Here is an 18,289-nt window from a genome sequence, read left to right on the forward strand (position 1 = left end):
GCTGTGGACGGCGTGACATGGACGTCGTGCACTGCCACCAGGGTCGGCCGGGCCCGCATCGTGCGGACGAGCCCAAGACCTGCGAGGAGCAGCACATGGCACAGGGAACCGTGAAGTGGTTCAACGGCGAGAAGGGCTTCGGCTTCATCCAGCAGGACGGTGGCGGCGCCGACGTCTTCGTCCACTACTCCGAGATCGACGCCAGCGGCTTCCGCAGCCTCGACGAGGGCCAGCGGGTGGAGTTCGAGGTCGGACAGGGCAAGAAGGGCCCCCAGGCCACCGGCGTCCGGCCCCTCTGACACACCTCCCCGCCGGGTTCGGTGGGAGCCTGCTCCCCTCGGGAGCCTCTCGGACGTGTCCGGTCCGGCATCGGACCGGATCACACCGATCGTGGCCGGTGAGCGATGCTCACCGGCCACACCCCTCGGCCGCCCGCGCCCCGGGAGGCACGTCCGTGGACGAGCCAGGAGCGGTCCGGCGGCGGTCTACTCGGACGGTTCCTCCCAGGCCTGGTCGACGCGTGCCTGCGCCCGGTCGAGTGCCGCCTGCGTAGCGGCGCGCGGCGCCTCCTCCGCGAGGCGTTGCGCGACCTCGGTCTTGCGATGATCCGTCAGCACGTGCTCGACGTTGGCCCGGTGCAGCCCGAGCGCCCTCGCGAGCTCGGTCGTCGCGACGCCCGCATCATCCAGTTCGATCAGGTACGCGTCGCGCTCGCGCTGCGCTGCGTCGACCGCCGCTCGCGCCTCGTCGAGCCGCCTCTGTCGGGCGACCAGCTCGTCGCGCTGCTCCTCGGTGGGGGGCAGGCCATCGGTTCGGCCGAGATCGTTCTCGTTCAGGGCCACATCGGGATCGTAGAGCGATTCGCGAACACCGGCACGACGGACGATCCCGCCGTGCACATGACCCGCGGGCGCCATTACTCCATCGCGACTAGCGGGAACTCGTGTTCTTGTTCGGCCCGGTGCGCAGCGCTAGCGTCCCCCCTCTGGCAGGCCTGCAGGTCAGTCCCTGTCGCCGCGTCCCGGAGGAGGGCTCGTGTCCGTCCAGTCAGCCGAGGTCCGCACCGCTACGACCAACCCGCTGCAACCGCTCGCCCCTGACGAGGTCCGGCGCACGGCGCAGATTCTGCGCGAGCAGCGGCAGCTCGACGAGCAGGTCCGCTTCGTGACCGTGTCGCTGCACGAGCCCGACAAGCGCGAGGTCCTCGACCACGACCGCAACGGCGGCCCGGTTCCCGAGCGGGCCGCGTTCGTCGTGCTCTACGACCGCGGGCACCAACGGACGGTCGAAGCCGTCGTCTCCTTGACCAGCGGCGACGTGACGTCGTGGCAGGTCGTCGAGGACGTGCAACCCAGCGTGATGCTCGAGGAGTTCTTCAGCGCGGAGGAGATCACCCGGGCCGACCCGCGATGGCAGGAGGCGATGCGCAAACGAGGGGTGACCGACTTCTCGCTCGCGATGATCGACCCGTGGGCGGCCGGTTACGACATCGATGACCCCGCGGGACGACGGCTGCTGCGGCCGTTGACGTTCGTCCGCTCGCGCGAGGACGACAACGGTTACGCGCGGCCCGTCGAGGGGTTGGTCGTGCTGCTCGACATGGACCGGATGGAGGTCATCGACGTCTGCGACCACGGCGTCGTCCCGTTGCCGCCCAAGGCCGGGAACTACGCGCCGGAGCTGATGTTCGACGACGACAACCGGCCCGCCTTCACGACGCTGCGCGACGACGTGAAGCCGCTGGAGATCACCCAGCCGGAAGGGCCGAGCTTCACCGTCGACGGGCACGCGGTGAGCTGGCAGAACTGGCGGCTGCGCGTCGGCTACACCCCGCGCGAGGGCCTGGTCCTGCACCAGGTGGGCTACGAGGACCGTGGCCGGCTCCGTCCGGTGTTGTACCGGGCCTCGTTGTCGGAGATGTACATCCCGTACGGCGACCCGGCTCCCACGCACCGGATCAAGAACGTCTTCGACGAGGGCGAGTACGGGGTGGGGATGCTGCTCAACCCGCTCACCCTCGGCTGCGACTGCCTCGGCGAGATCTTCTACTTCGACGCCACCGCGAACGACCAGGACGGCGGGCCGGTCACCATCCCGAACGCGATCTGCATGCACGAGGAGGACTACGGGATCAGCTGGAAGCACACCGACTTCCGCACCGAGAAGGTCGAGGTCCGCCGTTCCCGCCGGCTGGTGATCTCCTGCGTCGCGACGGTCGGCAACTACGAGTACGGCTTCTTCTGGTACCTCTACACCGACGGCAGCCTCCAGTACGAGGTCAAGCTGACCGGCGTCCTCTCGACCGGTGCACTGGCCGACGGAGCGGAGCCGCGGCACGGCGTCGTCGTGGCGCCCGGGCTGTACGGGCCGCACCACCAGCACTTCTTCAACGTGCGCCTGGACATGCAGGTCGACGGGGAGCGCAACTCGGTCTACGAGGTCGACGCAGCCGCGGTGCCGCTCGGCCCGGACAACCCGTACGGCAACGCCTGGGTGACGAAGAAGACGCTGCTCGGACGGGAGAGCGAGGCTCGGCGGCTGATCGATCCGCTGATCGCGCGGGTCTGGTACGTCGTCAACCCGAACGAGATCACCGAGCTCGGCCAGCCGACCGCATACAAGCTCATGCCCGGCGACAACGTGCTGCCGCTGCAGCAGGAGGGGTCGCAGGCGTTCGCCCGCGCCCAGTTCGCGTACAAGCACCTGTGGGTGACGCGCTTCGACCCGCATGAGCGCTACGCCGCGGGCGACTACCCGAATCAGCACGGCTCACCCGGCGGGCTGCTGGAGTACCAGAAGGCCGACCGGCCGTTGGAGAACGAGGACGTCGTCGTCTGGTACAGCTTCGGCGCGCACCACGTGGTCCGCCCCGAGGACTGGCCGGTCATGCCGGCGACCTACATCGGTTTCACGCTCAAGCCCGTCGGGTTCTTCGACGGCAACCCCGCGCTCGACATGCCGCGCTCGGTGGCGGCGTGCCACAACGGCGCCGGAGCACACGACGGTGCCGGGCACGCGGTCCCGCAGCAGGGGGTGGCCGAGTGAGCGCTCAGGGGGCCGATCCGCGGCCGGTCCACTCCGACACCGGGCTCGCGCACGGGTCGATGACGCAGATCGACGTGCTGGCGCAGTCCGTCGCGGGCATGGCGCCGAGCGCGGCGATGGCCACCACACCGGCGCTTATCGCCCTGTACGCCGGGAACGGCGCGTGGTTGTCCTACGTGTGCGCGACCGTCGTCGTCATCCTGGTCGGCCTGGTCGCGACCCAGTTCGGCCGCCGGTTCGCCTCGTCGGGCTCGCTGTACAGCTACGTGGCCCGCGGCCTCGGGCCTACCGGCGCGTTCGCAGCCGGATGGGGCCTGATCATCGGCTACGGGTTCATCGCGATGATCGGGGTGGTCGGTGCCGGCCTCTACTTCGGCGCCTTCCTCACCGGAGTGGGTGTACCGGCCGGCGGCACGCTCGTGGTCTGCGTGATCCTGGCGATCGTCGCGATCGGCGCCGCGGCGTTCGCGATCATCGGCATCAGGATCTCCACGCGGGTGGGGCTCGTGCTGGAGATCATCTCGGTCGCCGCCGTGCTCCTCGTGCTGATCGCCGTACTGGCCGGGAACCCCGCCGGCTCGAACGGTGCGCAGTTCACGTTCTCCGGCCTGTCGTTCGACGGTGTCGCCTTCGGGATCGTGCTGGGGGTGCTCGGCTTCGTCGGGTTCGAGAGCGCCGCCAGCCTCGGCGCGGAGGCACGCAACCCGCACCGCGCCATCCCTCGCGCCGTGCTCGGCAGCGCCGTGCTCGTCGGCATCCTGTACATCTTCGCCGCGTACACGATGGTGCGCGGCTTCGGCGACCCGAACACCCTCGGCCAGAGCACCGCGCCGATCAGCGACCTCGCCGGCCAGTACGGGCTCGGTGGCGTCGCCTGGATCGTCGACCTGGGCATCACCGCGTCGTTCTTCGCGGTGACGATCGCCTGCATCAACGCCTCGTCCCGCATCCTCTACACGATGGGCGAGGAAGGCATCCTGCCCAAGGCGCTGGGCCGTGCGCACCCCACGCACAAGACCCCGCACGTGGCGATCGCCGTCATCGCGCCGGTGGTACTCGTGGTGCCGATCATCCTGGCGGCGACCGGGGTGACGCCACTGCAGATGATCACCTACACCGGCACGATCGGCACCTTCGGCTACATGCTGAGCTACGTGCTGATGGCCATCGCCCTGCCGGCCTTCCTGCGCAGGCGCGGCGAGTTCAACGCGCTCTCGGCCGTGCTGGCGGTCGTCGTCGTCGCGGCACTGGTCTATGTCTTCTACAAGAACGTCATCCCGGTGCCCGAGTACCCGCTCAACCTGATGCCCTGGATCTTCCTGGCGCTCGTCCTGATCGGGCTGGCGTGGTACGCGGCGATACGGGCCCGCACACCGCAGGTGGCCGAGGAGGTCGGCACGTTCGAGGAGGAACCCGTCCCGCCCGGGACCGTCCACCCCGAGCACCCGCACCCGGGCTCGACCGGACGCAGGCCACCGGGAGGCGACGGGCCGGGGTGACGCGGCGCCGGTCCGGGGTGCGCGTCGAGCCTCTGGTGAGGCTCCTCAGGCATCCTCGGCCGGCAGCAGCACCACCTTGCCGCGCGGCGCCCGGGACAGGCTGAGCTTCGCCGCCTCGCGCCACGCACCGAGGGGGAAGGCGCGGGCGACGGGGAGGCGGAAGCTCCCGGCCGCCACCCGCGCGACGTACTCGGGCAGCGGGTCGGCGAGCGGGTCGCCCGCCGCCGCGATGATGTCGAGGTTGACCCGTGCGCCGAGCCCGCGGGCCTCGTCGTGGTTGCTGATCGTGACGACGTCCTGGGCCGCACCGACCACGCCGAGCAGCACCGCGACGACGCCCTCCTGTGGAGGGGCGGTGTCGAGCACCAGGTCGACAGGACCGCCGGCGATGTCGCGGACGCGTTCTCCCATCCCCGGGCCGTAGGGGATGACGACGGCGCCGAACGCCTCGAGGTCCGGGGTGTAGGTCGGCCCGGCCGTGGCGATGACGCGGGCCCCGAGCCCGAGTGCGACCTGCACCGCCGCGTAACCGGCCATGGCGCCGGCCCCGTGCACGAGCAGCGTCGTGTCCGGTCCGACCCCCATCCCGACCAGCGTCCACACCGCGGTCCGCACCACCATCGGCAGCACCGCGACCTCGACCGGGTCGACCCCCGCGGGCACCTTCGTCCACGAGTCGAGGATCGCGACGTCGGCAGCCCCGGCACTCGGTTGCCCCGCGAAGTCGGCGGCACCGACGACGAGGTCGCCGACGGCGACGTCCTCGACGCCTGAACCGACCGCGTCCACCGTCCCCGCGGTGTCGTAGCCGATGCCACGCGGGAGGGTCCCGGGCATGAAACCGCGGCACAGCTCCCAGTCCGCGGGGTTCAGCCCCACCGCGGCGACCCGGATCCGGACCCGGCGCTCGGAAGGGTCCGGAATCCCGATGGTTTCCTCGACCAGCACGTCGAGCGGCTCGCCGAACTCGTGGAAGCGGATGACCCGGGACGGGACGGTGGACATGTGGCCTCCTCGACCGCGGGAACCCGTCGACCGAGTTCCGTCAGTGACTGACGCTACCACGGTTGCGTCAGTCACTGACGCATCCATACGATGAGCTCATGCCGAGAAGCGGTGCCGACGCGCGCCGGCGACTGCGCGAGGCGGCGCTCGACCTCTACCGCGAGCACGGCTACGACGCGACCACGACCGCACAGATCGCCGAGCGCGCCGGCGTGACGGAGCGGACCTACTTCCGCCACTTCGCCGACAAGCGCGAGGTGCTCTTCGACGGCGAGGACGACCTCCGGACGGTCCTGGTCGACGCGGTGGCCGCCGCACCTCCCGAGTTGCCGCCGCTGGCCGTGCTCACGCGCGCGTTCACGGCGGCCGTCCCGCTGTTCGTCGCCGGACGCAGCGTGGCCGAACGTCGCCAGGAGATCATCGTCGCCACCCCCGCCCTCCAGGAACGCGCACACGCGAAGTCGGCCGCGCTGACCGAGGCGCTCGCGACGGCGCTCGCGGCCCGCGGCCTCCCTCGGCCCAGCGCGCTGCTCGCCGGCCGGATCGGCATGGCGTCGTTCGGCCACGCGCTCGGATCCTGGGACGGAAGATCGGCCTCCGAGTTGGAGAGACTCATCGCCGAGTCGGCCGCCGAGGCACGCTCGCTCGGCTGAGCCGGACCGCCGACTCGCGGCAGTCACCACCGGGCGCAGAGGGGACCGCCGACCGGACGGTCGGCGTTGCGCCGGTAGGGCTACGTCGATATCCGGCTACCGGGTGACATGCGTGCCGCAGTCCTGATTTCATCTCCTCATGACGAGGCTGCGGCGGTCGGACGTGGTGGCGTCCCTCGACGCCGCGGAGTTCGAGACCGTCGAGACCGCCGAGCTCGCCCGCCTGGTCCGCGCCGAGCGGATCATGGTGCGGGTGCGGTGGGGCGGTGTGGCCTTCGCCCTGGTCCAGGTCTTCACCTACTACCTGCCCTACCCGCCCGGCCTGCTCGAGGCGGCGCTGGGCCTGACGGCACTGCTCGCCGTCGGCAACATCGCGCTCTGGTGGGCGATCCCGTCGATGACGACGCTGCGCCGGGCCAGGCGGGTCAGCGTGCTCGCGTTGCTGCTCAACGGGGCGGTCTTCGTCGGCCTCGTCGCCGTCTACACGTTCGACACCGAGACCGCGATCTGGGCGGTGCTCTACGTGTTGCCGATGGAGGCGGCGATCCGGTTCCAGCTCCGCGGGGCCATGCTGACGATCGGCGCCCTGACGGTCGTCTACACGATCCGGGAGGCCGTGGGGGCGGTCGTGTACGGGCATCCGTTCCTGATCGTGTCGATCACGTACCGGATGGGGATCGGCTGCATCATCGCGAGCGTGGCGGGTGCCATCGCGCAGAGCGTCACGCAGGACCGGCGCCAGCTCGCCGTACTGGGCCGGGTCGCCCGGACCGTCGCGTCCGCGCCGACGTTGAGCTCGGTGCTCGAGCGGGCGGCCGACGATCTCGCCGACCTGTTCCGCGTCCCGGCCGTCGTGCTGGCACTGGTCGACCCGGAGGACGGCCGGCTGCGGGTGCGGGCCGAGCACGGCGGGCGCCCGGGGTCCGCACCAGGGACGGAGATCCCGCGGCACGGCGACGGCCCGGTCGCGCGGGCGATCGCCGACCGGCGCGCCGTCTGGGCCGCGACGGGTACGTCGAACGGGCTGCTGCGCAGGCTGATGGGCCGCGGGCGCGTCGCGGGGGCTCTGGTGGCGGCCCCGCTGCTGGCGCGGGACGAGGTCGTCGGCGTCGTCCTGCTCGACACCGGCGAGCAGAACCGGCGCTCGTCCGCCGCCGAGCTGGCGCTGGCGGAGACCGTCGCCGGCCAGCTGGCGGGTGCCATCACCGGGGCGCGGTTGTTCGAGCAGGCCCAGGCGGCCCGGGCCGCCGCCGACGCCGCGAACGAGGCCAAGAGTGCCTTCCTGGCCAACATGAGCCACGAGATCCGCACGCCGATGAACGCCGTCATCGGCATGACCGAGCTGCTCTCGGCGACGAGCCTCACCGAGGAACAGCAGGACTACACCGGCGTCATCGCGCAGAGCGCGGACGGGCTGCTCACCGTGATCAACGACGTCCTGGACTTCTCGAAGATCGAAGCGGGCAAGCTGGAGCTCGACCGCGACGCGTTCGACCCGCGCGAGGTGATCGAGGACGCGCTCGGCCTGCTCGCGCCGCGCGCCGCGGCGAAGGGCCTCGAGCTCGTGGCGGCCGCCGACGGCGTCCCGCCCGCCGCGGTGTTCGGGGACCCGGGCCGGCTGCGCCAGATCCTGGTGAACCTCGTCGGCAACGCGGTCAAGTTCACCGAGCGTGGCGAGGTCGTCGTGACGTTGTCGGCGGTGCGCGCCGACGACGACCGGTGGCGACTGCGCATCGCCGTCGCCGACACCGGCATCGGCATTCCTGCGGAGCAGATCCCGCGACTGTTCCGCTCCTTCAGCCAGGTGGACGAGTCGGCCACCCGTCGCCACGGCGGCACCGGCCTCGGCCTCGTGATCAGCCGCCGGCTCGCCGAGCTGATGGGCGGGACCGTCGAGGTCGCGAGCGAGCCCGGACGCGGGTCGGTGTTCACCGTGACGCTGGTCGGCGAGGCCGCGAGCCCACCGGACCGGCTCGCCGCCGACGACCGGCCGGATCTGCTGAGCGGGCGGACCGCGCTGATCGTCGACGACAACGCGGCGAACCGGCGGATCCTCGCCGCGCACTGCAGCGCCTGGGGGATGACCGCGCACACGGCCGCCGCGGCGGAGGAGGCGCTCGCGTGGGTCCGCGACGGCGGGGAGGCCGACGTCCTCGTCACCGACCTGCTCATGCCCGGTCTCGACGGCTCCGCACTCGCCACCGAGATGGCCGCCCTTCGCCGGATCCCGACGGTGTGCCTGTCGTCGTTGGGTGCCGCGCGCGACCCGCAGGCCCCCGTCGACGTGTGGCTGACCAAGCCCGTCCGGCGCGGCGTGCTCGAACGGACGCTGGTCGGGCTGCTCGGCGCCCCTCTGCCCAGGACCATGACCGTCGACACGCCGCCGTCCGCGCCGGAGGCCGACGACCTCCGGGTGCTCCTGGCCGACGACAACCCGGTCGGCCGCCGCGTCGGGCTGCTCCTGCTCGAACGGCTGGGCCATCACGCCGACACCGCGACGACCGGGCTGGAGGTGCTGGCGGCCCTGGAGCGGCGCGAGTACGACGTCGTCCTGCTCGACGTCCAGATGCCCGAGCTCGACGGGCTCGAGACCGCCCGGCGGATCAGCGCGACCCGCCCGCCCGGGACGCGGCCGTGGCTCGTCGCGCTGACCGCGAACGCGATGGCGGGCGCCCGCGAGGAGTGCCTCGCCGCGGGCATGGACGACTACGTCACCAAGCCCGTCCGCCTCGCCGACCTCGAAGCCGCGCTGGCCCGCCGGCCGGATCCCGGGCCGGCCGCTCCCGCCCGTCCGTCGCGACCGGCGCCCACGGCGCCGCTGCTCGACAGCACCGTGCTCGACGGGCTGGTCGCGTCGTTCGGCGACGACGGTCCCGGGCTGGTCGCGGAGCTGGTGGCGGAGTTCTCGGCCAACACACCGGTGCTGCTGTCGGACCTGCAGGACGGGGTGGCCGCGGCGGACGCGGAACGGGTCCGGCGGGCGGCGCACACGTTGAAGTCCAACACCGCGATGTTCGGGGCGCGGGACCTCTCGGCCCGCTGCGCGGCACTCGAGGAGCACGCGGCGCACGGCGACCTCGAGGGCACGGCAGCGCAGGTCGACGAGATCACCGGGATGGTCCCGCCACTGGTCGCCGCGCTGCGCGCCACGGTCGACCCGTCCGGGCCCGGACCCCGGGAGCACGGCACGGAGGAGCACAGGGTGGGCAGGACGTGAGCGAGCAACGGACCGGGACGGTCCTCGTCATCGACGACGACCCCACCAACAGGCTGCTGCTGCGGCGCGGCCTCGAACGGGAGGGGCTCCGGGTCGAGACGGCCGCCGACGGGGTCGAGGCGCTGGAGCGGCTCGCCCGGCCGGGCATCGACCTGGTCCTGCTGGACCTGCTGATGCCACGGCTGAACGGGCACGAGGTGCTCGCCAGGATGCGCGCCGACTCCCGGCTCCGGCACGTGCCGGTCATCGTCGTGTCCGGGGCGGACGAGACCGCCGAGGCGGTGCGGTGCATCGAGCTCGGGGCCGACGACTTCCTCCCCAAGCCGTTCGACCCGGTCCTGCTGCGTGCCCGCATCGGTGCCGGGCTGTCGCGCAAGTGGCTGCGCGACGTCGAGCAGGACTACCTCGAGCAGGTCGGGCTGGTGGTCCGCGCAGCCGGCGAGGTCGAGGCCGGGACCTTCGAGGCGGCGTCGCTGGACACCGTGGCCACGCGCGACGACGCGCTCGGCGGACTGGCCCGGACGTTCCAGACGATGGCGCGCGAGGTCCGCGCCCGCGAGCAGCGGCTGGAACGGCAGGTCGGCGCCATGCGCATCGAGATCGACCAGGCCCGCGCGGCGCGCCGCGTCGCCGAGATCACCGAGACCGACTACTTCGCCGACCTGCAGCGCAAGGCCGCGAGCCTGCGCTCGGGGGAGCGCGGGACGGAGAGCACGTGAGCCGGATCGTCTCCATCCACTCGTTCCGCGGGGGCACCGGCAAGTCCAACACGACCGCCAACGTCGCCGCGCTGCTCGCGGCCGAGGGACGCAGGGTCGGGGTCGTCGACACCGACATCCTCTCGCCCGGTATCCACGTCCTGTTCGGACTCGACCAGGACTCGGTCGGGAACAGCCTCAACAGCTATCTCTGGGGCCGCTGCACGATGCCGGAGGCGGCCTACGAGGTCACCCCGGCCACGCTGGGCGGCGACGGCCGGATCTGGCTGGTCCCCTCCAGCGTCGCTGCCCAGGACATCGCGCGGGTCATGCACGACGGCTACGACGTCGGGCGCCTCGGCGACGGGTTCCGCACCCTGATCGACGAGCTGGGCCTCGACGTCCTGATCCTCGACACCCATCCGGGGCTCAACGAGGAGACGCTCCTCGCGATCGCGATGTCCGACGCCCTCGCGATCGTGCTGCGGCCGGACCACCAGGACTACGAGGGCACGCAGGTGACCGTGACGGTGGCCCGCAAGCTGGCCGTCCCGACGATGGTGCTCGTCGTCAACAAGACGCCCGCGGTGTTCGACGAGGACGAGGTCCGCGAACGGGTCGAGAAGGCCTACGACTGCCGCGTCGCGACCGTCGTGCCGCACTCGGACGAGCTGATGGCGCTCTCCAGCGGTGGCGTGTTCGCCGTCGACCACCCCGACCACCCGGTGACCGACCGCTACCGCGGCCTCGCCGCCGAGCTGATGTCCTGACATGGATCCGGAGACGTCGGGTACGGACTTCTTCGACCGTCAGAACATCGTGTCCGGGCGCGGCCGGGGCCGCCGCCGGCGCACCATGCTCTTCCTCGTCGAGAGCTTCACCGACCCCGGCGGCCCCGACTCCGGTGCGGCGCTGGACTTCCTGGCCTCCACCGAGGTGTTCGGCGGCCTCGACCGCGAGGCGCTGCGCAGCCTGCTCGCCCACCTGGATCCGGTGCACGTCGAGGCCGGCGACGACGTCGAGACCGGGTCGGCGCTGCTGCTCGTGGGGCACGGCCGGGTCGAGGTCGTGAGCGGCGACGGGACACGGTCCGAACGCGCCCCCGGCCAGGTCGTCGACGCGGCGGCTCTCCTCGGCGGCCGGGAGGAGGGCACCCGCGTCCGAGCCCTGCGCGACTCCATGCTGCTCGCCCTGTCCGCCACCGCGTTCGAGGCGTTCGCGCAGCGCCGGCCGGCCGCGCTGCTCGGGTTGTGCCGCCAGCTCGTACGGCTGTCGGCTCGGACCGACGAGCCACGGCCCGACGTCCGGTCGGCAGGAACCGTCGCGGTGCTCGCGGCCGGGCGTGATCCGGTCCCGGCCGACTTCGTGCCCGCGCTCGTCGAAGCCCTGGCCCGGCACGGCACGGTCGCCGTGCTGTCCCGCGACCGCATCGACGACGCCCTCGGCCGGGGTGCCGCCGACGTCGAGCCGGCCGACCCGCGCAACGGCGCCGTCGTCGCCCGGCTGCAGCAGGCCGAGCAGCGGCACCGGTTCGTCGTCTACGTGGCCGACGCGGACGCGGGCGCCTGGACCCGCCGCTGCCTGCGGCAGGCCGACCGGGTGCTGGTCGTCGGCCGGGCCGGCGCGGACCCGGCCGCGGGCGCGGCGGCCGCCGGGCTCGACGACCGGCCCGCCGACCTCGTCCTCCTGCACCCGCCGGGCACCGCACGGCCCACGGGGACCGCCCGCTGGCTCGCGGCCCGGCGGATCGAGGTCCACCACCACGTCCGGGAGGGCCGGGCGGCCGACTTCGCCAGGCTCGCCCGCCACGTCGCCGGCGTGGCCCGGGGGCTGGTGCTGGGCGGCGGGGGGATGCGGGGCTTCGCCCACCTCGGCGTGATGAAGGCGCTCGACGACCTCGGGATCGAGATCGACGCCGTCGCGGGGACCAGCATCGGTGCCATCATGGCCGGCCTGCGCGCCGCCGGGCTCGACCACGACGACCGGCTCGAGACCTCGGTGGGCGCCATGGTCCGGCAGGGCTCGATGGTCCCCGTCACGTTGCCGTTGGTCTCCTACTCGTCGGGACGCAAGGTCACCCGGCTGCTGCGCGAGGTGCCCGTCTTCGAGTGGGAGATCGAGGACCTCTGGCTCCCGTACTTCTGCATCTCCGCCTCGTTGCGCGACGCCCGCGAGGTCGTCCACGATCGCGGTCCGACGTGGCGGGCGATCCGGGCCAGCATCTCGCTGCCCGGCGTCTACCCGCCCGTCCCCGACCGCGGCGACCTCCTCGTCGACGGCGGGGTGCTCAACAACATCCCCGTCGACGTCATGCGGACCCGGCTGCGCGCAGGCCGGCTCCTCGCGGTGGACCTCGCGCCCGAGGAGGACCCGGGCCCGACGCCGGTCTTCGGGGAGACGCTGTCGGGGTGGCGGGTGCTCGCGGAGCGCCTGCGCCGGGGGCGGGCACCGCTGCACGCACCTCCGTTGCCCGACGTGCTGGTCCGCGGGCTCATGCTGGCCGGTTCCCGCGGGGACCGCACCCGGCTCGCCGCAAGTCCCGGGACGGTGCTGCTCCGACCGCCCGTCGGCGCCGGCGGGCTGCTCGACTTCAAGGCGGGGCCTGCCCTCGTCGAGCCGGCCTACCGGTACAGCCACGACATGCTCTCCGGGTCGGATCTCCTCGGACCCGTCTGACCGTGCGGCCGGACATCGCGTCCGGGCGCGTCGATCACGAGCGGTTGTTCGCCGCCGCGTCCCGTCGGCGCCGCACTGCGCGCAGCACCAGCCCGACGAGCTCCTGCGGCTGGTTCGTGGAACCCTCAGCCCCGCGGCGCACCGCCTCGTTGAAGTGCTCCGCCGACCGGGAGCCCGCGTAGATCACGACCGGGGTGAGGTCGCCCGCGGACCGGAGGGCGTCGAGGAGGTCGTACCCGGCCTGCTCGTCGTCGGCGCGGACCATGTCGGAGATGATCACGTCGTAGGGCGGGTTGCGCTGCACCCGGGCGAGGGCGTCGGCGGTGGAGGTGCTCAGCTCGACGTCGATACCGACGGCCTCCAGGGCCTCGGCCTCGTAGACGTTGTTCGCCGGCTGGTCGTCGACCCACAGCGCGCGGGCCCGTTGCCCGATCTCCTGCATCGTCCGGGCCGCGACGTCCACCTGGCTGAGCGCCTCGGCCCGCCCGAGCGTCGTCGCCGTGGGCTTCTCCGACGCCTTGGTGAGCGCGGTCGCGGCCTGCTCTCTGCTCGACGCGGACAGTTCGAAGCCGCCCGGCCCCTTGACCGTGACGTTGTCGCTGCCGAGCAGCTTGCTGATCGGCCGCCTGAACAACACCAGCGCGACCAGCACGACCGCGGGCCAGAGGATCGTGCTGATCAGGCTCGTGACGTCGGCGAGCATCCGTCCTCCCGTCCCACGACCGCCGCAAGCTCTGCGGACCGCCGGAACGGTCCCCGTGCGCGTGCGACCTTAGTGCCGTCCCGAACGGTGAACGGCTTCCCTCCCGGTTCCGTCGAATCTCGCACAGCGGACGGTTCGCAACGACCGAGGGAGATGTGGACGAAATCGACATCACCCCGCGAGCACGTCCTTCCCGTTGCCTTGCGGGGCAGTCGATGCAGAACGTCCACTACAGACTCAGCTGGTCGCGGGACGGCAGTGGGCAGCACGGCTGCCGCCCGTTCGGACCGGTGCCCCCCGACGGTGCGGCGCTCTTACCGCGGCGGTCGCGGCGACGCCGCTCCGTGCCCGCCGTCGCGGCCTTCTCACGCGGGTGGGATGTTCGCGTTGCGGTGGAACACGTTGTCCGGGTCGTAGCTCGCCTTGATCGCCGCGAGCCGGGCGAACTTCACCGGCCCGTAGGCGGCTGCGACGCGGTCGGGTTCGAACTCGGTCATGAAGTTGACATAGCTACCGCTGTCCCCGGCGTGCGGGCGCAGCGCGTCCCACGTCGACCGGACCCATTCGCGGTCCGCGGGGAGCAGCCGCGGGTCCGGTGTCGCGGCGTCGATGTTGACGGCGTAGCGCGCCGAGCGCCGCCCGCCGAACGCGGTGTCGTCCTCGGCGACGTCGGCGAACGCGCCCCCGAGCGGGAAGATCGGCATCAGGCTCATCGGAGACACCTTCGCCGGCAGCCGTCCCGCGATGACGTCGATCGCGGCGTCGGAGAGCTCGTCGAGGTAGAGCGCCTTGCCGTAGGCGTGGATGCCCCACGGTGCGGCGTCGTCGAGAATCTGCTGCAGCGCGGTGTAGGGCATGTCGGTACCGACCTCGAACAGCGGGTGAAGCGCGGCGCGGGCCTCGGCGAGCGGTGCGGCCTGCGGCTGTGCATCGGAGAGGCCGGCGATCAGGAGGGCGATCCCGAGCGTGTGATGGTGGGCTTCCGGCACGAACGGCGCGGGCGGTGCGTTGAAGCCGGCGATCAGGGCCCCGCAGTCGCGCGGGAGCGCGTCGGCGACGTCGCGGGCGACGCGCAGCGCGGCGGCACCCCGGTCGATCTCCCAGAACAGCAGACCGAAGTGGACGATCGGCCCCACCGGGTGCAGGGCGAACTCGAACTCGGTGACGACGCCGAAGTTGCCGCCGCCACCGGTGAGGGCCCAGAAGAGGTCGGGATGGGAGTCGGGTGCGGCGCGCACGCAGCGTCCGTCGGCGAGCACGACCTGCGCGGACCGCAGGTTGTCCACGGCCAGGCCGCACCGGCGCGTCAGCCAGCCCATTCCGCCGCCGAGGGTGAGCCCGCCGACGCCGGTGTGGCTGATCGTCCCGCCCGTCACCGCGAGTCCGTGCTGCTGGGTGGCGGCGTCGAGCTCGCCCTGGGTCACGCCGCCGCCGCAGCGGGCACGGCGGGCCGCCGGGTCGACGACGACGTGGCGCAGCAGACTCAGGTCCACCGTCAGCCCACCCTCGGGCAACGGCGCGCCCCCATAGGAGTGGGCGCCGCCGCGCACCCCGATCTCCAGCCCTTCCCCCCGGGCGTGGGCCAGCGCGGCGCCCACGTCGTCGGGCGTCGCGCAGCGGGCGATCACCGCGGGTCGGGCGGCGATGGCGCCGTTCCAGGGTGCGCGGGCCGTGGCGTAGTCGTCGTCGGCCGGGGTGAGCACGCTGCCGGTGAAGCCCGCGCGCAGCGTGTCGAGCGTGCCGGTGCTCGTCGTGGTGTCGGTCATCGTCGGTGCCTCCTCGCTCTGCGTCTGCGCGACAGGATGCGAGGACGGGCGTTCCGCAGCCGTTCCTCAGTCGTCGGCAGGAACGCGGACCAGCACGTCACGGGCGGCGGGCGCCCACAGCCGGGCCGGCCCGCCCGCGGCCAGCAACCGCTTCGCCTGCGCCGCGGCGCCGGAGTGGTCACCCGCGGCGACGAGCGCCGCGAGCAGGACCCGGCTCGCGATCGCCGCCTGACCGGGTGCGCTCGGCCGCTCGCAGACGGCGCGTTCGGCGGCGCGGATCGCGGCGAGACCGCGCTCGTGCGCGCCGTCGAGCACGGCGACGTAACCGCGGAGCATGGCCATCGTCTGGATGTGCACCCTCTCCCCGCCGTGCGCCTCCAGGCCGACGGTGAACCGGCGCACCGCGTCGTCGTCGCCCATGTCGACGGCGAGCACCATCGCGAACGTGAGAGCGGTCAGATGGCTGAACCGATGCCCGACCACCTCGGCCCACGCCAGCGCCTCGTCGCGGGCGGCGACCGCACCCGCCGGATCGCCGAGGAAGAACAGGGTGTTGGCCAGCCGGCTCTGGCACACGACCTTGGGATCCTGCACGTAGTCGACGAGGTGGATGCGGCGCAGCTCGGGCCGGTAGCAGCGCAGCGCCCGCTCGAAGTGGTCCCGTGCGGTGCCCATCTCGTTCTGCCAGAACGCGGCGATGCCGAGCACGTAGGCGGCCTCGACCGCGAGCACGCCCGCCGGGGCGCCGTCGCCGCGGTCGGCCGCGTCCCAGAGCTGTTGCCCGAACCGGCCGGCCGCGGCGAAGTCACCCCTGGTGAGCGCCTCCAGCGCGAGCGAGCGCAGCGCCGGTGCAGCGGGTTCGACGCCGAGCGCCGCGGACAGCTCCAGGATCCGCTGCTGGGTCGACCGCACGGCCTCGGACACGTAGCCGTGCACGGGCACCAGTGGCCCCAGCAGGGCGGTGCGGAGGTCGAGCTCGACCGCGTCGCGTTCTGCGGAGCGCGGTCGGGTCCCGGCCAGCGCGAGGGCACGCCCGAGCAGGTCGGCGGCGCGGACATCGGCGTGCAGCAGCTGGGCGGCGGCCGCCGCCCGGCGGTACCAGAGGATCGCCCGGTCGACCGCCCCCGCCTGCGCGTGGTGGGCGGCGACCTGCGCGCTCACCGGGTCGGGTGTGGCGCCGTGGGTCCGTTCCAGCGCGTCGGCGATCCGCTCGTGCAGCATCCGGCGCCGGGCCGGGCTGAGCTCCTGGTAGGCGACCTGTCGGATCCGGTCGTGGCTGAAGTCGTAGCTGCCGCCGTCGCCCTGCTCGCGCACGATGCGGTGCCGCCACAGCTCGTCGAGCCCCCGCACGGCGTCCTCCGCGTCGAGCTCGGCGGCCGCGACGAGCACGTCGACGGGGAACTCGCGGCCGATGGCCGCTGCTACTTCGAGCAGGTGGCGGGCGGTGGCGCCGAGTCGCGCGAGCCGACCGGCGATGACCGACTGCACACGGGGGCTGGGTGGCGCACCGGGCGTCCAGCCGCCGCGCAGCGCCTCGACGATGTAGAGCGGGTTGCCCTCGGTCTCGGCATGCAGCCGACGCGCGTCCGCGGCGTCGAGGCCGGCCCCCTGGGTGCGGGCGGCCAGCTCGGCCGTGTGCATCGCGTCGAGCCGGCCGAGGTCGATCTCGGAGAGCCGGTCGCGGTGCGCCAGGCCGACGAGCAGCTCGCGCAGCGGCCCGTCCGGGGCCGTGTCACCGGTCCGCGCGGTGCCCACCACCAGCAGCGGGGCGTCGGCCGCGACGCGCAGCAGGTAGTGCAGCAACCGGCAGGTCTCGCTGTCGGCCTCGGGCAGGTCGTCGACGACGAGGAGGGTCGGCGAACGGGTGGCGACGACCGCGGCGGCGATGGCGTCGTACAGGCGGTGGCGCTGGTCGCCCGGGGGCAACGGCACCGGCGCCGCCAGTCCGGGAACCTCGGCGAGCAGTTCCGGCAACAACCGGGCGAGCTCGGTCAGCCGGGCGGGCTCGAGCCGGGCCAGCCGGGCACGGACGGCCGGCGTCCGCAGCCAGTCGACGACCGCGCCGTAGGCGAGCGTGCCCTCCGCGGCGTGGCATCGGGCGACGGCGACGACCGCGCGCCGCCGCACGCACCACGCGCCCAGCTCCTCGACGAGCCGGCTCTTGCCGATGCCGGCTTCGCCCTGGACCAGCACCAGCCGCGCCGCCCCGGCCGTCGCCTCCTGCCACGCCGCCGCCAGTACCGCCTGCTCCCGGCCGCGCCCGACCAGAGCCGGCCGCGCACCACGGGTTTCGGGCGCACGGGCCGGGACGGCGAGCAGCGCGTCGTACGCGGCGCGTGTCGGCTCCGAGGGCTCGACGCCGAGCTCACGCTCGAGCGTGCTGGCGCACAGGTGGTAGGCGCGTACCGCCCGGGCCCGGTCGCCGGCGGCATCGTGCAGTCGCATCAGCGTCCGGTAGGTCTGCTCGCGCAGCGGGTCCAGCCGCAGCAGCCGCTCGGCGTGCGTGGTCGCCTCGACGACGTCGCCGGCCGCCGTACACAGTTCCACCAGCTCGGCCAGCGCGTCCATCTGGAGCCGGGCCAGCCGGTCACGCTCCGCCACCAGCCATTCGTCGTCCCGTCCCTCGCCGAGCTCGCCGCCGTAGAGGGCCACCGCCGCGCGCAACGCGTCCCGCCGGGCGGCGTCGTCCTCGGTGGCCAGGAGCTTCTGGTACTCGGCGACGTCGAGCCACAGTTCCGCACCGGGGCGCCAGCGCAGGGTGCGGCCGGTGATCTCGACGAAGTGGTCGAGCTCGGGAACGGTGCTGCGCACGGTGTGCAGGAGATGGCGCAGGTTGGTGCGGGCCTGCGTGCCCGTGGATCCGGGCCACAGCGCGGACGCGACCCGCTCACGCGGGAGCGCCGTCTCGGGGTGCAGGACCAGGTAGGCGAACAGCGCCTCGGCGCGGGCCGATCCCGGCGCGGCACCGGCGGCGCCGAGCCGGATGTCGAAGGGTCCGAGCAGCCGGACCCGCGCTGCCGACGGCAC

The 18,289-nt window shown here is 73.2% G+C and carries 13 protein-coding genes; 8 read left to right on the forward strand and 5 right to left on the reverse strand.

All coding sequences use genetic code 11. The features are described 5' to 3' along the window. The first annotated feature begins 95 nt into the window (after window positions 1-95). Entirely contained in the window at window positions 96-299 is a 204-nt protein-coding gene (locus tag PSD17_RS04765) for a cold-shock protein (protein WP_013678398.1), read from the forward strand. 186 nt (window positions 300-485) lie between these two features. Here the strand turns inward: PSD17_RS04765 and PSD17_RS04770 are convergent, their stop codons facing one another. Continuing rightward, on the reverse strand, window positions 486-842 hold the full coding sequence (locus PSD17_RS04770; protein WP_339121783.1) for a hypothetical protein: 357 nt from the start codon (window positions 840-842) through the stop codon (window positions 486-488). A 193-nt stretch (window positions 843-1,035) separates the two neighbouring features. Between PSD17_RS04770 and PSD17_RS04775 the strand changes: the two genes are divergently transcribed. After that, window positions 1,036-3,045, forward strand: a complete 2,010-nt coding sequence (locus PSD17_RS04775; RefSeq protein WP_339121785.1) for a primary-amine oxidase — start codon at window positions 1,036-1,038, stop codon at window positions 3,043-3,045. After that, window positions 3,042-4,544: an APC family permease gene (locus tag PSD17_RS04780; protein ID WP_013678401.1), complete on the forward strand. Its 1,503-nt coding sequence runs from the start codon at window positions 3,042-3,044 to the stop codon at window positions 4,542-4,544. The genes PSD17_RS04775 and PSD17_RS04780 overlap by 4 nt, the downstream gene beginning before the upstream one ends. A gap of 45 nt (window positions 4,545-4,589) precedes the next feature. Here the strand turns inward: PSD17_RS04780 and PSD17_RS04785 are convergent, their stop codons facing one another. After that, a complete protein-coding gene (locus PSD17_RS04785) occupies window positions 4,590-5,549 on the reverse strand; it encodes an NADP-dependent oxidoreductase (protein ID WP_339121787.1) in 960 nt (319 codons plus the stop codon). Window positions 5,550-5,647: 98 nt separating this feature from the next. Between PSD17_RS04785 and PSD17_RS04790 the strand changes: the two genes are divergently transcribed. From PSD17_RS04790 to PSD17_RS04810, 5 genes are all read left to right on the forward strand, one after another. Further along, window positions 5,648-6,202, forward strand: coding sequence for a TetR/AcrR family transcriptional regulator (locus tag PSD17_RS04790; protein WP_013678402.1), 555 nt, complete (start codon window positions 5,648-5,650; stop codon window positions 6,200-6,202). Window positions 6,203-6,341: 139 nt separating this feature from the next. Further along, a complete protein-coding gene (locus tag PSD17_RS04795) occupies window positions 6,342-9,419 on the forward strand; it encodes a hybrid sensor histidine kinase/response regulator (protein ID WP_339121789.1) in 3,078 nt (1,025 codons plus the stop codon). After that, on the forward strand, window positions 9,416-10,138 hold the full coding sequence (locus PSD17_RS04800; protein ID WP_013678404.1) for a response regulator: 723 nt from the start codon (window positions 9,416-9,418) through the stop codon (window positions 10,136-10,138). The genes PSD17_RS04795 and PSD17_RS04800 overlap by 4 nt, the downstream gene beginning before the upstream one ends. Beyond that, complete coding sequence (locus PSD17_RS04805; RefSeq protein ID WP_339121791.1) at window positions 10,135-10,887, forward strand: MinD/ParA family ATP-binding protein; 753 nt, start codon at window positions 10,135-10,137, stop codon at window positions 10,885-10,887. The genes PSD17_RS04800 and PSD17_RS04805 overlap by 4 nt, the downstream gene beginning before the upstream one ends. Window position 10,888: 1 nt before the next feature. After that, the gene (locus PSD17_RS04810; RefSeq protein ID WP_339121792.1) at window positions 10,889-12,793 is read left to right on the forward strand and encodes a cyclic nucleotide-binding and patatin-like phospholipase domain-containing protein; all 1,905 of its coding nucleotides are present in this window, start codon (window positions 10,889-10,891) and stop codon (window positions 12,791-12,793) included. A 34-nt stretch (window positions 12,794-12,827) separates the two neighbouring features. On the opposite strand, the gene PSD17_RS04815 is transcribed toward PSD17_RS04810, so the two are convergent. From PSD17_RS04815 to PSD17_RS04825, 3 genes are all read right to left on the reverse strand, one after another. Then, entirely contained in the window at window positions 12,828-13,496 is a 669-nt protein-coding gene (locus PSD17_RS04815) for a response regulator (RefSeq protein ID WP_013678407.1), read from the reverse strand. A gap of 365 nt (window positions 13,497-13,861) precedes the next feature. After that, window positions 13,862-15,262 (reverse strand): FAD-binding oxidoreductase, encoded by a 1,401-nt coding sequence (locus tag PSD17_RS04820; RefSeq protein ID WP_339121794.1) that lies wholly within the window; start codon window positions 15,260-15,262, stop codon window positions 13,862-13,864. 66 nt (window positions 15,263-15,328) lie between these two features. Next, window positions 15,329-18,289 (reverse strand): ATP-binding protein, encoded by a 2,961-nt coding sequence (locus PSD17_RS04825; RefSeq protein ID WP_339121795.1) that lies wholly within the window; start codon window positions 18,287-18,289, stop codon window positions 15,329-15,331.

The organism is Pseudonocardia sp. D17, from assembly GCF_036984265.1.
Classification (GTDB): Bacteria; Actinomycetota; Actinomycetes; order Mycobacteriales; family Pseudonocardiaceae; genus Pseudonocardia; species Pseudonocardia benzenivorans.